The sequence below is a fragment of the Sphingobacterium sp. UBA865 genome (genome assembly GCF_002295765.1).
Classification (GTDB): Bacteria; Bacteroidota; Bacteroidia; order Sphingobacteriales; family Sphingobacteriaceae; genus Sphingobacterium; species Sphingobacterium multivorum.
The window spans coordinates 16323-32416 of record NZ_DBGB01000016.1 but is presented as its reverse complement, the minus strand read 5'-3'; the positions used below and the strand labels follow the sequence as shown (position 1 = coordinate 32416).

General features: G+C 40.3%; 9 protein-coding genes and 1 tRNA gene. 3 read left to right on the top strand and 7 right to left on the bottom strand.

Annotation, left to right across the window (positions count from 1 at the left end):
* Window positions 1-39: 39 nt before the first annotated feature.
* From B2O97_RS08945 to B2O97_RS08915, 7 genes are all read right to left on the bottom strand, one after another.
* Window positions 40-972, bottom strand: coding sequence for a TIGR01777 family oxidoreductase (locus B2O97_RS08945; RefSeq protein ID WP_286767285.1), 933 nt, complete (start codon window positions 970-972; stop codon window positions 40-42).
* A 177-nt stretch (window positions 973-1149) separates the two neighbouring features.
* Window positions 1150-1986, bottom strand: a complete 837-nt coding sequence (locus B2O97_RS08940) for a DUF3347 domain-containing protein (RefSeq protein WP_070561111.1) — start codon at window positions 1984-1986, stop codon at window positions 1150-1152.
* Between the two features lie 598 nt (window positions 1987-2584).
* Window positions 2585-4963 (bottom strand): hypothetical protein, encoded by a 2379-nt coding sequence (locus tag B2O97_RS08935; RefSeq protein ID WP_070561109.1) that lies wholly within the window; start codon window positions 4961-4963, stop codon window positions 2585-2587.
* Between the two features lie 47 nt (window positions 4964-5010).
* On the bottom strand, window positions 5011-5883 hold the full coding sequence (locus B2O97_RS08930) for an SH3 domain-containing protein (RefSeq protein ID WP_070561108.1): 873 nt from the start codon (window positions 5881-5883) through the stop codon (window positions 5011-5013).
* 228 nt (window positions 5884-6111) lie between these two features.
* Window positions 6112-6999, bottom strand: a complete 888-nt coding sequence (locus B2O97_RS08925) for an MBL fold metallo-hydrolase (RefSeq protein WP_286767284.1) — start codon at window positions 6997-6999, stop codon at window positions 6112-6114.
* A gap of 459 nt (window positions 7000-7458) precedes the next feature.
* Window positions 7459-7545 (bottom strand) — tRNA-Ser (locus B2O97_RS08920).
* Between the two features lie 127 nt (window positions 7546-7672).
* On the bottom strand, window positions 7673-9790 hold the full coding sequence (locus B2O97_RS08915; RefSeq protein WP_070561106.1) for an HD family phosphohydrolase: 2118 nt from the start codon (window positions 9788-9790) through the stop codon (window positions 7673-7675).
* 151 nt (window positions 9791-9941) lie between these two features.
* Here B2O97_RS08915 and rpe point away from each other — a divergent pair, with 151 nt between their 5' ends.
* The 3 genes from rpe (at window position 9942) to B2O97_RS08900 (ending at window position 16057) form a co-directional block, all read left to right on the top strand.
* Window positions 9942-10622: a ribulose-phosphate 3-epimerase gene (rpe, locus tag B2O97_RS08910; protein ID WP_070561105.1), complete on the top strand. Its 681-nt coding sequence runs from the start codon at window positions 9942-9944 to the stop codon at window positions 10620-10622.
* Window positions 10623-10980: 358 nt separating this feature from the next.
* Window positions 10981-13743, top strand: coding sequence for a bifunctional aconitate hydratase 2/2-methylisocitrate dehydratase (locus B2O97_RS08905; RefSeq protein WP_286767283.1), 2763 nt, complete (start codon window positions 10981-10983; stop codon window positions 13741-13743).
* 49 nt (window positions 13744-13792) lie between these two features.
* Window positions 13793-16057, top strand: a complete 2265-nt coding sequence (locus B2O97_RS08900; RefSeq protein WP_070561103.1) for an aconitate hydratase — start codon at window positions 13793-13795, stop codon at window positions 16055-16057.
* Window positions 16058-16094 lie beyond the last annotated feature (37 nt).

Sequence of the window (16094 nt, the reverse complement as noted above, 5' to 3'; positions counted from 1 at the left end):
TTTGTCCCAAAAAGGGCGGAAATTAACGCGAATTAACAATTAATCGATATGTAAATTATCTATACAATTATTGTCCAAAAGGGGATATTTAAAAGGGAATTTCTCCTGAACAATCTTTTTGTTGCTCACCCATGTCCCATTGAGTATCATTTCCTCTCCTTTTTTTCCGAGCATCAGCTTAATCATCAGTGATGGGACTGGGAGGGGTATGTAGAATGGACCGTATTGACGTTTCGCTATTCTTTTGGTAAACTCGGCAAGCGGAAGCGGTTCGGACGAGCAGGCATTATAAATCCCGGCTATGGTATTATTTTGTATACCAAATAACAGCATGCGGCAGAGATCATCCATATGGATCCAGCTGAGCATCTGTTTGCCAGAACCCAATATCGGAACTGAACGGAAGGGTAGGAAGCGTCCGATTTCTTTTAGCATTCCCTGATCCTTACTGATAACGACTCCAAAACGGAAGACAACGAGTCTTTTTCCCAGTGTTTCAATAGGTTTTACGCTTCCTTCCCAGAGGTTGCAAACCCAGGATAGAAAATTGCCCCCTTGTGGGTCTCCTTCTGTAAAAGGTCTTTTTTGGTAGGGATCGTCAGTTCCATACCAGCCTATAGCGGAGGCAGATATAACTGCTTTTACCTGATTAGGTAGTTGTTTAAGACTTTGGTAGAGCAGTTTCCCACTTTCGACCCGGCTGGCGATAATTTCTTGCTGATATGTTTTTGTCCAGCGTTTGGCATTGAGGTTTGCGCCTGCCAGGTTGATGATATAATCGGCCTCCTGAATTGATTTGGCATCTATCTCTTGCTTATAGGGATCCCATTGTACGTATCTGACATTCGGCTGTGCGGGATGGGATTTCGGATTTCTAGTAAAAATAATAACTTCATAGAAATTGGCAACCAATAGTTTTGTTAAATGAAGACCTATAGCTCCGGCACCACCTGTAATAATTACTTTTTCCATGAATCGAACCTTGTTTTATAATATACGCATATTGTCATTTAAGCGAACCTATTTCTGCTGATATTAAATATACTATTTTGGTTTATAAAAAATCGATCATTGCGGCAGCAATTACAAAAAAAGGTTTATCTCCCGACGAGATAAACCTTTTAAGAGTCGATTAACTGACGTTATTTGTTAAAGCGTTTGAATTGTGCTACCACAGGTTAGCATCTTTGCGCCATAGTAAGGATTTTTGATTTCTTTATGACGGCTTAACCAAGTGGCACCTTTACCTTTATTGAACATCGGGCACTTTTGATAATAAACAGCAGAAGATGGTTTTGAGTTTTTGGACAAACTATAGATATCTTCTGACAAAATTGCGAAGGATTCTCGTTGTTTGCTGATATCCTTGGCCTGTTGTAGGCTCTTTACAATGGCTTTGAGTGATGCTGTTTTGGTTTTCCAGACGTCCTGTTCCGCTTGCGTTAGATCAGCAGTTTTGACCTTGGCGATAGCATCGGCAAGATCGTTTGCGAGGCCTGCAGCTCGTTTACCATCCGCTGCTACAAGCGCATCTTTAAGCAGAAAATATTGGTCATAGATCTTTTGAAAATTGCTTGCGTTGCTGATGTTATCTACTGAAGCTACCGCTGCAATGGTTGCATCTTGGGGGGCGTCTGAAGCTGGAGGAGCTAAATTCCTTTCGTATTGACAGCAAGTGTGTAGCTTAGCATAGGTGTCTTCGGCAGCAAGGTATTTTTCATTGTCGTAGCCTGCTCCAGCGATACTTTTCAATACAGCATCTAAGGACGTTTTCTTTGCATCATAGGCTATTGTCGCTGTTTGGTTGTCTTCATTCCATTCAACTTTCGCCTGAGCGGCGGCTCCTGCATTTTCTATTGTTTTTTTACACATACCGCAGTTCCCGGCAATTTTAACATTGTTGTTCACGGTGTTGTTGTCTTGTGCATAGTTTGTCAAAGAGGATAGCACTAAAGCCCCTGTTATGATATAGTGTTGGATTTTCATATGATTAGATAAAAGAATATATAAAAATAAGTAATCAAAAATGATTGATAAATGATCAATACGAGAATTAACTTATTTTTGGCGGAACCCAGGGACAGAAATATCCTTCAGAAATAAATGTTGGCGCTATGGGTTTATAATTTTTTTTGATGGCTATACCGCAAAGTTCATGACCTTTTTCAAGAGGGTTGGAAATTGCCAAAATCGTACAACTATAAGCACATTGACAATTACAATTTTTACAGGCTTTATGATGTTTACAGAAAGCCTTTTTTTTGGAAGATTTAAATTTTGCACAACAATGGTCCTTTTTGTCAGTGGTAGCATCATCTTGGGTGTGACTGCTGTGTGCATTCATTTTATGGCAGGCAAAAGCGCCGGGTGCACTTAACAGAAAACCTAAGGTTAAAAAAAGTAGTATAAGTCGCTTAATTGCCATGTCAGTTCAAATATAGTCGTTTTGGGCAGAATCTGCTTCCTTTTTAACTTTTTTTGGCATTAAGGACTTTTTTATTCGCTCCATGTTATTTGGGTTCTGAGGGCCGAATAACATGGAGCGACGTTTGGAATTCTTTCTTTTTTTAAGCAAAAGAAGTACTTAAAATTTAAAACCAGAGAAGAAGCCTGGCTTTTTCCAGGTACATTTATATTCATCAGCCAGAGGAGAGTGATCCGAATAGGAAAGCACTTCATCAAGTAAGCTGTGTGCTTTTTTCAGATTCCCAGTTTTATAGTTCACATGTGCTTCTGCTAATTTAACCGATTCGACGTCATCGTCATAACCCCAATCGTGTTGGGCATAAATACCGTTGAAAACTTTGACGTATTTATCTACTTCGTTTATAGCTCCGTTTTCGGCCAAAAGTTCAATGCCGAATTTTAACCAAAGAACATAGTCATTAGGCTCCATGATCGATTGGACCCAGTTATCATGCTTTTGGAATGTTTCCTTACCTGCACTAAATTCCATAAGGTAATAATGGCTTTTAATGATGAGATAGAGTGTTTTTGCCTTGTCGAAATTGTCGATAATAAATTCCGGTTTATTTTTAAGATATTTCTGCGCAGCGATGTTCATGGCTTTGTAGTTGCTCTTTTCATTATATAGCTGCATCAACACATATTGAGGCTGAGCCTCGTGTGGATATTGTTTAGCCATTTGTTCGTAATAAGAGATGCGTTGCGCTAAATTATCCTGTTCGGTTATCTGATAGATAATATGCTCGATCCCATTCTTTGACGCTTCAAAGTCACGGTAGTGATATTCGTCTAAATTGGGATGATCAATATAGAATTTGTAAATAAACTCCAGAAGCTGTTGCGCCCGGGATTGAATGTCCGCTGTACGACCCAGTTGATATTCGACGTCGATTTGATGCATAAGCATGCGGTAACAAGGAGGAAATATGGCAGACTCCGTTTCTTCGTCCTCTTCGTCTTCTTCTGAAGTAAATTCTTGCTGCGCAAGAGTGGCTTCCAACGAGATCTGATAGGTGTCAAAGTACTGTTGAAGTACTTGCTCGAGACGTACGTAATCTTCCAAGGCTGACAAGGTATCGGCTCGGGTGAAATGAAGTTCTTCAAAGTCGGAATAGCTTAATCCTTCGGTTGCGATAGCGTAACAGGTTTCCAATTCACCGGCTTCTTTATAAGCTAAAGCTAGATTATTGCAATTCATGGCCCTATTGTGACTGCCTCCAAAATAGTCACTTTCGTATTTATTTTGTTCAAAATAGTCCTTGAAGGCATCGTAGGCTTGACGGTAAAGTCCGAGGACGAGCAATTGTAGTGCAGACTGATCGACTGCGGTTAAGTTGTCCAGGGAGTGAATGAAATCAGATAGCATAACAGCTTCATTGTAACATTCACGGGGAAGGTCATTGAAAGTAGGGACCTGATCGTAAACTGTTCCATTGGCTTTAAAAGTGCATTCAACTAGACGTCGCCAGGATGTTGCGTTCCATTTCCGTTCGCCTACCATAGTCAGATATGGAATAGCAGCAGCATACTGTCCCTCGTCATAGAGATAGGCTGCCGCAAAATGGTAACCGACGTAAGAGTCAGGATAGGCGTCGATCAATTTGAGTGCATGGAGATAATAATAGTCAAGGGGGATTCCGATTTCTTCCGAGTAATTACGCTCAATGATAAGCTGATAGTAGAAGACCTCAGGGTGCTCATACCCCTCGGCAATCAATTCTTCAAATCGAGTATGCCATTTAACCAGCTCCTGATGGATATGCACGGCTGAGTTTTCCCCTTTGATGAGCTTAAGTAAAATCTGCAATGCTAGGTCGATTGCTTTGTTTTCGTAAGCAATTTCAGCAAGATCCACATAATTCATTTCGTTGCTGCTGATGAAATGCTTAAAATCTGCTTCCATTAAAGCTAAAATATTGGATGTGTTGATCTGTTTTGTACGGTCGAGCAGATATATTTTCTTTATCCAAAAGAGGGAAAAATTATGATCAGAGGTTTCTCGTTCATCCTTGAATGTTTCTTTAACGAAATCAATACTCGCCTCCAAAGCTGGGAGCAACGCTGTATCATCCTGGAGCCCTTCGTAGATATTGGTTAAATAATTGTGACCATATCCGGACATATTCGGGGAAGCGATTAATTTTTTTGCATATTCGATAAATAAACCTTTATTGTCTTCGGTAATATGGGATTTTGGTCGACCAATTTGCGCTAGTGTTGCTTGATTGTCTAAAACATAATTCAGTATATGATATAGAGTCGTTTCATTATTAGGTTCGATGGCCAATGCTTTTTGAAAATAGGGAATCATTTTTTCCTGAATCACATCGAAAATAGCTTCGTGGCCCTCATAAAATAGCTGATCGTGGTAGGCGATGGCGAGGTGTGTCCAAAGCGTCACATCTTGATCGTTTTGTCGTAGTTGATTTTCTCCTTCAATAATAAAGAGGTCTAGTTGTCCGCTGTAGAACAAATCATATATATTCTTTTCTTCCATTTATTAATTCTTGTATGTATTCAGTATATTGAAATCTGTTTAAAATACTATTTAGCTTTCGAAAGCTTTTCAAAGCCAATACCGTTCCATAGAAATTCTTCACTCTTTTTTGTGACCCTAAAATTTGGATTTTCCGCATTATCGTCGATAACTTCTCCCTCTTCAATGTATTTATAGATAATCTGATTATTTTTTCCGTGTTCGGAAGGGAAAAGAATCTTTTCATCGTAATAGAACACACCAGCATCACTAACCGAATATCGGCTAGGAAGATCAACCAGCTGCCGTCCCGTCCAGGCCACATAGTTATATTCAGAGGGTATGCCACAAGCTTCGCCCAGAAATTCAATGCGGATGATGTGTTTGACATTTTGCAGCCCCATTGCTGGCAGCAATTTACTTTGGGAGAAGGTTTGTTCTGAATAGGCGAAAGGGAAGGTGTGTTCAGCTAGAAAATTTCCATTTGCGTCGATAAGCTTTACCCCGGTTGAGAAATGATCCTGTTCCTGTTCGTTGATACCTTTGGTGAAACGTTCAAAACCGTAAATATATTGCGAGCCGTCTGATGCGGTCTGTTTTCCGAGCGCTAATAGTCCAAGCCAAATAAATCCATTCTTTTTGCTGTTACCGTCGGAATAACTTATCTCATACCAAGGAGCATAAAAATTTTTTAGTGTATTTCCTTTGATGGGATTACTATTGATCGTAACGACATTTCCTACGGATAAAGAATCTACGATTGCTGCCTTTAGACTGGGTTGAGCACGGACGTAAGCTTTGGCTGCAAAAACAGTTGCTGACTGGCCTTTCTGTATGTTCCAAACGTTGAAATTATCGTCAAACTTTAAATTTTCCTGCGCTTTTAAGCAAAGTGGTCCGATGCTTAAAATAATAAAATAGCATCCAATTAACTTTTTCATTTTTCACTCTTCTTTCCTACAAAAATAGCTGAATTGGCCCATACCCCTTATCACTGGTTTCAGGTATTTTTTTGTATAGTACCAGAAACGATATTTTATAATCCTTGAGTCATTTGCTACAAAAAATTGGATATGATGAAAAACAAAAATTATGAAAGAGAGCATTTTGAATATTTCAGGAATTGAAGGAGATTATTTATCTGCTGTGTGTCTTTTGGAAAAGACATTTTAGTTAATGCTGTTTTTAGGAATCCACTCCAATTCTTTACCGTTGTTTTTTCTACCAATGAAGCCTATCCCCGGCCAAGGCATATGAGATGCGAGCACAAGTGTCTGTTGTTGATAACAGCGATCAAGTATTTTTATCCGTTTATCCACAGCACGATCGAAGTCAATATCCCATTGAGTTCCCCAATGAGGCTGGGAAACTAGGATCGGTGAATGTATCAGATCAACAAGATTTGTAATTGCTCTATTGTCGGATTTTATTGTATAGATGATATGTCCTGGGGTATGCCCAGCTGCTGATTCTGTATGAATGCAGGAAAATAGTTGATCGCCCGGTTCAAATAGCTGTAATTTGACCTCAATAGCAACGAGTGTTTTTCGTATTAAATCGATGCTAGCTTGAGCAATTTCTGGATTTTCGCTCTTCGAAAAATCAGGACGATCTGACATCCAGAACTCAAATTCGGGTTTAGCCATGTAGTAAGTTGCGTTTGGATAATTGGGTGAACCATCGGCATCTAATATGCCACCGATATGGTCGCGATGTGCGTGCGTAATGAGAATATCGGTTATATTATTACGGTCAATATTTGCTAAAAGCAGACTTTCCATTAAATTTCCGGCTTTGTCGGTGTCATAATGTCCCTCACCAGTATCAATGAGTATGTATCGATTCTGTTGTTTAATCAGCATGATGATGATGGGTGCTTGGTAGATCTTTGTTGAAAGTGAAAGCCTTTGCAGTTCCATTTCAACTAGTTGAGACGGTGTTTTTGGGGCAAGGGTAGGCTGTAATGTTTCTAGTGTAAAATAACCATCTGTCAGGAGCACAATTTCGAGCGTACCGAAGGGAATTTGTAGATAACCTGTTCTTTTAAGCTGTTTCATATTGCCAAAGTTGAACAAATTGCTTTTAACAATCTAATAGCGTTATGAAAATCAAACACAATGTAATAAATTGATAAAATATTTGCAATACTTATTGGGGCCTAAAGACTGTACAACGATGTTCAGGAATGTAACTTGCCTTTTGTTCGTACCTGCTTCGTACCTTATTCGGATGCGATACAGATATTGTACAAATGCTGACCTGATTCCGACCAGACTCTGTACAGGAATTATCTGGTCGGAATTAGGTCAATAATTGTCGCCAGATTGTTCATCTCCGAAGGTGGTACGAACACAATACGAACACAACCCGAGGACGTCAGCCCTGGTGTTCTTGAACTGTCTTGTTCTCATGAACCGCTTTCTGCTGGATTTTAAACAAGGTGCTGTTTTTGGTGCTGCCTTGGCGCCAGAAACAAAAAAAGCGCTTTCTGATTTCTCTGAAAGCGCTGTTGTCTGCGGAAGAGGCGGGATTCGAACCCGCGGTACCGTTTCCAGTACGACAGTTTAGCAAACTGTTCCTTTCGGCCACTCAGGCACCCTTCCTCGTTTTGACATTGCAAACATAAGGCAATTATTTGATTCTGCAAAGTCTAAATAATAAAAAAAATGCAAAAAAAATGTAATGTTGCAATAAGCGTTTGAAATTCAATTTGTTGTTTGACAATTAAAATTACATTGTTTTTTTGCTTAAATCGTAATCTACCCGAACATGGTAGATACTTTTGAGCATTGCCTTAAAAATAACTGCCGATTCGGTGATATCTTTTAGCGTAATGTTACTATTATTGAACTGTCCTCGCATCAATTTATGTTCAATAATCTTATCGACAAGATTATTGATAGATTCTTCCGATGGTTCTTTTAACGCACGGGATGCGGCTTCGACCGAATCTGCCATCATGAGTACGGCTGTTTCCTTTGAAAAAGGAATAGGGCCGGGGTAGGTAAATAAAGACTCATCCACCAGTTTGTCGGGATTGTTCTTGACAAAAACGTTATAAAAATAGTCAACACGCGTCGTTCCGTGGTGTGTGCGGATAAAATCAAGGATCACGTCGGGCAATTGATGTTTTTTGGCAATATCGACCCCTTTGATGACATGTGATATAATAATCTGCGCACTTTGTTCCGGTGAAAGCTCGTCATGCGGATTTTTTTCTGTCTTCTGATTCTCGATGAAAAATTGAGGGTTTGTCAATTTTCCGATATCGTGGTATAGGGCTCCGGCGCGGACCAACAGTGGATTCCCGCCGATTTTGTAGATAGCGGCTTCCGCTAGATTAGCCACCTGTAGGGAGTGCTGAAAGGTTCCCGGAGCTTTAAAAGAAAGTTCCCGCAATAATTTGGAATTACTATTGGTAAGTTCCATGAGTGTGAGATCAGAGACAATGCCAAACAACTTTTCGAATGCATAGATCATCGGATAAGCCAATAAGGTGATCATGACGCTTACGAAAAAGGGAAGAAGGTCAGACCAGTAAATGGTGTCTATTGATCCGTTTCTGGTGACGACCAAGCCGATATAAGCAATCCAATAGGTGCCGAGGATGATAGCCGAGGAAATGAACAGCTGCTCCCGTTTGACCAATGTTTTAATACTATAGATCGCAACGATGCCCGCCATAAATTGCAGGAAGACAAACTCAAAACTATTTGGTACAAAAAGACCCGCCAACAGCACCATCAACAGATGGATATTTAGCGCCACACGCGTATCAAATAGAATACGAATAATAATGGGGACGGCACAAAACGGCATATAATAGAGATTCGGTATCTTGATTTTAATGGCCCAGGATAGGACGCCGAGCATACCTATAATGACAATCATGATAATGACCAGCAATCTGTTGTTGAAATAGATGTCCTTGCGGAAAAGAAAAAGGAAAACCATTAGAATTGAAAGGGCGAGCGAGATGATTAGAAATTGCCCTAATGTCACATAATTTTGATTACCACTGATCTTGCCTTCATCTTCGTATACCTTCCGGAGCGATTCGAGTTTCTGGTAAGTTTCATTGGAAATTATTTTTTCTTTTTCGGCGATCAGTTCGCCTTTTTGGACTACACCCCGTGTCGCTGAAATATTAGCAATGGCATTCTGTTCCAAGGCCTCCGTCTGCTGGTCGTTATAACTATAGTTAATGGTAATATAGTTTTTTAAAGTCTCCTCGAGCCAGCTCTTTTGTTTTATTTTGGTCAATTTGGGCATGATCTCATCCATATACCCATAAGAGCTTTCGATGGTGTAACAGTCAGCCGTGTTTTTTTGACTGGCAACTTTGTCCTGGATCAGTGTGAAATTGTAATGCTTGGAAGCTGGAGATTTGTCATTGCTGCGGTTCTGAAACCGATTGTTCAATGAAAGGATGCCTTTGCCATAGAGATGGCTTAAGATGGCATTGCCGGCATTTCTATAATCCGCAATATTCTCATGTGTTGTATCCAGCTTGCTGCTTTGCCATTTTTCGGCCAGATCGGTATTGAACTGATCAATTTGCTCTTTGCTTGTCGTCGTATTGGCATTATAAATCGGTTGAATCGTGTTCAAGATACTTTTCTTGTCCGCATTCAATTCTTCCTGCGTTTTTAATATGGCAAAATTATAAGGTGATATCAGATTCTCATGATTCCATACTTTTCCCTTTTGGAATTCATAGCGAAAACGAGGCTGTTTGGGAAGGAATATACAGATCAGAATAATAGTGATAAGTATTAATCCAATTTTTCGGACGAGGTTCTCCGTTGTATTTAATTCTCTTTTGTACTTTATTTTTAGTCTTCCCACTGTGAGCTATATTTTTAATATAATGTTAATATACAAATGTAGTTATAATTTATTTTCTGCAGCTTCTGCCAATTGTCGTTTGTAGGTATTAAATCGGGTAAATGCTGTGATGAACAAAAAATACTTGTTATCTTTGCAAAAAAAATACAACATGTCAACAAAATCACATCTAATTGCACCATCCGTTCTTGCTGCAGACTTTGCAAAATTATACGATGATATTATCATGGTAAACAACAGTGAGGCAGATTGGTTTCATATTGATATTATGGACGGGGTTTTCGTTCCAAATATCTCTTTTGGATTTCCAGTTATGCAGGCTATTGCAAAACATGCTGCTAAACCTTTGGATGTACATTTGATGATTGTTGACCCCGATCGTTATCTGCAAGTATGTAAAGATTCGGGTGCTGAGATCATTACAGTGCATTACGAAGCATGTACACATTTGCATCGTACAATAGCTGCTATAAAAGAATTGGGATGTAAAGCTGGTGTCGCATTGAATCCACATACACCGGTTGCTCTATTAAAAGATGTTCTTGCAGATTTAGACTTGGTGTGTATTATGTCTGTTAATCCAGGGTTCGGTGGTCAGAAATTTATTCCGAATACCTACGCCAAGGTGCAGGAACTAAGGACGATGGCACAAGGCGTGAATGATGGACTGCTGATTGAAATCGATGGGGGAGTAACGACTGCGAATGCAGCACAGTTATTGAAAGCGGGAGCAGATGTGCTGGTGGCAGGTTCATTTGTCTTCAACGCGACAGATCCTTTGGAAACTGTGAAAGCATTAAAAGACATTGATATAACTGTAGAAAGTATATAAAAGGAAAAGGTGATTTGATAATATAAATCACCTTTTTTTTTGAAAGAAATAAATGCAAAATAGTGGATTGCAAAGAAAGATAGCGGGATTGCATAAGTTCTGTTTAGAACAATTCCAAATTGATTTAAATAAATGGAATGCATGCGTTTAAAGTTGGATTTTCACTATTTTTGTAATTAGTCATACAAGTTGATTTACGACAAATGAATCAACTTCAAAACATGAAGTGGAAGGGTTAATTTGTGATTTGTTAGGGGGACCCGATAGATGGCGTATTAGCTTAATTATATAACAGACATGGTGGCGTAGAAAGATAATGTGTTTTTATGCTGCCCATAAAATAGAAAGATAGATATCTATGAGTATTTACAACGATTACGTACAAGAGGTTGTAGAACGAGAAGGCCAAGGATTACATCCTAAGCCTATTGATGGAGCAGAATTACTAAGTGAGGTAATTGCTCAGATTAAAGATTTAAACAATGAAAATAGAGCTGAATCTTTAAGATTGTTTATTTACAACACGTTGCCGGGTACTACGCCTGCAGCGGGTGTTAAAGCACAATTTCTGAAGGAAATTATTTTGGGTCAATCAGTTGTTGCTGAAATTACACCTGATTTTGCTTTTGAATTGTTGTCACATATGAAGGGTGGTCCTTCGATCAGGGTCTTATTGGACCTGGCTTTGGGCACAGACCTAGCTATTGCAAAACAGGCGGCTGAGGTTCTTAAAACACAAGTTTTCTTATACGACGCAGATACTGCTCGTTTGAAAGAAGCTTTTGAGCAAGGCAATGAAGTTGCGAAAGATATTTTAGAAAGCTATGCAAAAGCAGAGTTTTTTACGAAACTGCCTGAGGTTGCTGAGGAAATTCAAGTGGTTACTTTTATCGCTGGTGAAGGTGATATCTCGACAGATTTATTGTCGCCAGGTAACCAGGCACACTCGCGTTCAGATCGTGAATTACATGGAAAATGTATGATCACACCTGAAGCACAGCAACAGATCGTTGAATTACAGGCGCAACACCCTGGTAAAAGCGTTATGTTAATCGCTGAGAAAGGAACAATGGGAGTGGGGTCATCTCGTATGTCGGGTGTAAACAACGTTGCACTATGGACCGGTAAACAAGCGAGCCCTTACGTTCCTTTTGTCAACATTGCACCAATTGTTGGTGGTACGAATGGTATCTCACCAATTTTCTTGACAACAGTGGACGTGACCGGAGGTATCGGTATAGACCTTAAAAACTGGGTGAAGAAAGTGGATGAAAATGGTAACGTAATCCGTAATGAGAAAAACGAGCCAATTCTTGAAGAAGCTTATTCTGTTGCTACAGGTACTGTCTTAACAATTAATACCAAGACTAAAAAATTATATAACGGCGAGCAGGAGCTAATCGATATTTCGAAAGCTTTGACTCCTCAAAAAATGGAATTTATTAAAGCAGGTGGTTCTTATGCTATTGTCTTTGGTAAAAAGATCCAAACTTTTGCAGCGGAAACTTTAGGTATTCAAGCGCCAGCAGTATTTGCCCCTTCAAAAGAAATTACAATTGAAGGCCAGGGTCTAACGGCAGTGGAGAAAATCTTCAATAAAAATGCGGTAGGTGTAACGCCAGGTAAGGTATTACATGCTGGTTCTGACGTGCGTGTGAAGGTGAATATCGTTGGCTCGCAAGATACGACAGGTTTGATGACTGCGCAGGAATTAGAAGCGATGGCTGCTACAGTAATTTCGCCTACAGTAGATGGGGCTTATCAATCAGGTTGTCATACTGCATCGGTATGGGATAAAAAAGCACAAGCCAATATTCCTAAATTGATGAAATTTATGAATGATTTTGGATTGATCACTGCACGCGACCCTCAAGGGGTGTACCATTCGATGACAGACGTTATTCATAAGGTATTAAATGATATTACCATCGATGAGTGGGCAATCATTATCGGAGGTGATTCACATACCCGTATGTCTAAAGGTGTTGCTTTTGGTGCTGACTCCGGTACGGTGGCGCTAGCTTTAGCGACAGGTGAAGCTTCTATGCCAATTCCTGAATCGGTCAAAGTTACGTTTAAAGGCAGTATGAAAGAACACATGGATTTCCGTGATGTGGTTCATGCGACACAAGCGCAGATGTTGCAACAGTTTGCCGGTGAAAATGTGTTCCAAGGTCGAATTATTGAGGTTCATATCGGTACGCTTTTAGCGGATCAGGCATTTACTTTTACAGACTGGACTGCAGAAATGAAAGCGAAAGCTTCTATTTGTATTTCACAGGATAATAAGCTGATCGAATCATTGGAAATCGCTAAAAACCGTATCCAGATTATGATCGATAAAGGCATGGAAAACAAAAACAATGTTTTGCAGGGCTTAATTGACAAAGCGAACAAACGTATTGAGGAAATTAAATCTGGTGCTAAGCCTGCTTTAACTCCAGACACCAATGCGAAGTATTACGCTGAAGTTGTTATTGATCTGGATATTATCGAAGAACCGATGATCGCCGACCCGGATGTGAATAATGCAGATGTTTCGAAACGTTATACACACGATACAATTCGCGATCTTTCTTACTATGGTGGAGACAAAAAGGTGGATTTAGGTTTCGTCGGTTCTTGTATGGTTCACAAAGACGATTTGAAGATCGTATCGAAGATGTTGAAAAACATTGAACAGCAAAAAGGTGTTGTTACGTTTGAAGCGCCTTTGGTCGTTGCAGCGCCAACATACAATATCATTGATGAGCTAAAAGCGGAAGGCGATTGGGAATTCTTACAAAAGTACTCTGGATTTGAATTTAGCGATGCTTTACCAAAAAGTACTGCGCGTACTGAATACGAGAATATTATGTATTTGGAGCGTCCTGGTTGTAACCTTTGTATGGGTAACCAGGAGAAAGCAGCTAAAGGTGACACGGTAATGGCTACGTCAACCCGTTTATTCCAAGGACGTGTCGTTGAAGACAGAGATGGTAAAAAAGGGGAGTCATTATTAGCATCAACTCCGGTTGTTGTTCTTTCAGCGATTTTGGGCCGGATTCCGAATATTGAAGAATATAAAGCTGCTGTGGAAGGCATTAACTTAACGAAGTTTGCGCCTATTCCAACAAAATAATTAGTGATAGGGTTTAGTAACTTAATTAAACAACATAAATTAGAGAGATATGGCTTTTGATATAGATATGATTAAAAAGGTCTATAGCCAATATGATGAGCGCATTTCTGCTGCTCGTCAGGTGGTTAACAAACCTTTGACTTTATCTGAGAAAATTTTGTATGCCCACCTTTGGGATGGCAATGCTACTGAGGATTACAAACGTGGCGTTTCTTACGTTGATTTTGCTCCAGATCGCGTTGCTATGCAGGATGCAACTGCACAGATGGCATTATTGCAATTTATGCAAGCTGGGCGTCCAAAGGTAGCGGTTCCTTCTACTGTACACTGTGATCACCTGATTCAGGCGAAAGAGGGTGCGGATAAAGATTTGGCTCGTGCTAAAAGCGAAAGTTCTGAAGTATTCAACTTTTTGAGTTCTGTATCCAATAAATATGGTATCGGTTTTTGGAAACCCGGAGCTGGTATTATTCACCAAGTCGTTTTGGAAAACTATGCGTTTCCAGGCGGTATGATGATCGGTACAGACTCGCATACGGTGAATGCCGGTGGTTTAGGTATGGTTGCGATCGGTGTGGGTGGTGCTGATGCGTGTGATGTGATGGCAGGTTTACCTTGGGAACTTAAATTCCCGAAACTGATCGGTGTAAAATTAACGGGTAAGTTGAGTGGATGGGCGGCAGCAAAAGATGTGATCCTCAAAGTCGCGGGTATTTTGACTGTAAAGGGTGGAACTGGTGCCATTGTCGAGTATTTTGGCGAAGGTGCGGAGTCGCTATCGTGTACAGGTAAGGGAACCATCTGTAACATGGGTGCTGAAATTGGTGCAACAACCTCAACTTTCGGTTATGACGAATCGATGGAACGTTATCTGCGCGCTACGGGTCGTGCCGAAGTAGCTGATGCGGCCAATGCTATAAAACAGCATTTGACTGCGGATGCTGAGGTCTATGCTGACCCAGAACAATATTTTGATCAGTTAATTGAAATCAATCTGTCTGAATTAGAGCCTTCTCTAAACGGTCCTTTTACGCCAGATTTGTATACTCCGGTTTCACGCATGCGTGAAGAAGCAACGAAAAATGGCTGGCCTCTGCAAGTTGAATGGGGATTGATCGGTTCATGTACAAACTCTTCCTATGAAGACTTGTCACGTGCGGCTTCTATTGCAAGACAGGCTGTTGATAAAGGGCTTATCACAAAAGCTGAATTCGGTATTAATCCAGGGTCAGAGCAAGTGCGTTTTACGGCTGATCGCGATGGTTTGCTGAAAACTTTTGAAGATCTCAATGCGACAATTTTTACAAATGCATGTGGTCCATGTATCGGTATGTGGGATCGTGTAGGGGCCGATAAACAAGAGAAAAATACAATCGTTCATTCTTTCAATCGTAACTTTGCAAAACGTGCAGATGGTAATCCAAATACCTATGCATTTGTTGCATCGCCAGAATTGGTAGCTGCAATTGCAATTTCTGGTGATTTGGGTTTCAATCCGGTAACTGATACCTTGATAAACAACAAGGGTGAACAAGTGAAGCTGGATCCACCTGTGGGGGATGAGTTGCCAACAAAGGGATTTGCGGTAGATGACCCAGGGTACCAAGCGCCAGCTGCTGATGGTAGTTCGGTGGTGGTTGATGTAGCACCTACTTCTGATCGTCTTCAATTGTTGGAGCCTTTTGCTCCATGGGAAGGTACAGATTTGAAAGGGTTGAAACTATTGATTAAGGCGAAAGGTAAATGTACTACTGACCATATTTCTATGGCTGGTCCTTGGTTGAAATACCGTGGTCACTTGGATAATATCTCAAATAACATGTTGATTGGCGCCTTGAATTTCTTCAATGAGAAGACTGATAGCGTTAAAAATCAACTTACAGGCGAATATGGTCCTGTTCCTGCAACACAGCGGGACTATAAAGCACACGGTATTGGTTCAATTGTGGTCGGTGATGAAAACTACGGTGAAGGTTCTTCCCGCGAGCATGCTGCGATGGAACCTCGTCATTTAGGTGTTCGTGCTGTTTTAGTTAAGTCTTTTGCCCGTATTCACGAAACAAACCTGAAAAAACAAGGTATGTTGGGATTAACGTTTGCAAATAAAGACGATTATAACAAGATTCAGGAGAATGATACCATTGATATTATCGGTCTGACAGAATTTGCTCCAGGTAAACCATTAACGCTTGTGTTACATCATGCTGATGGTACTTCGGAAGAGATTTTGGCGAATCATACCTACAATGCGCAACAAATCGAGTGGTTTAAAGCCGGTGGAGCTTTGAATATCATCCGCAAAAATCAAGGATAATAATTCTTTAGAAATAAAATGAAAAGCTGCTTTCCTG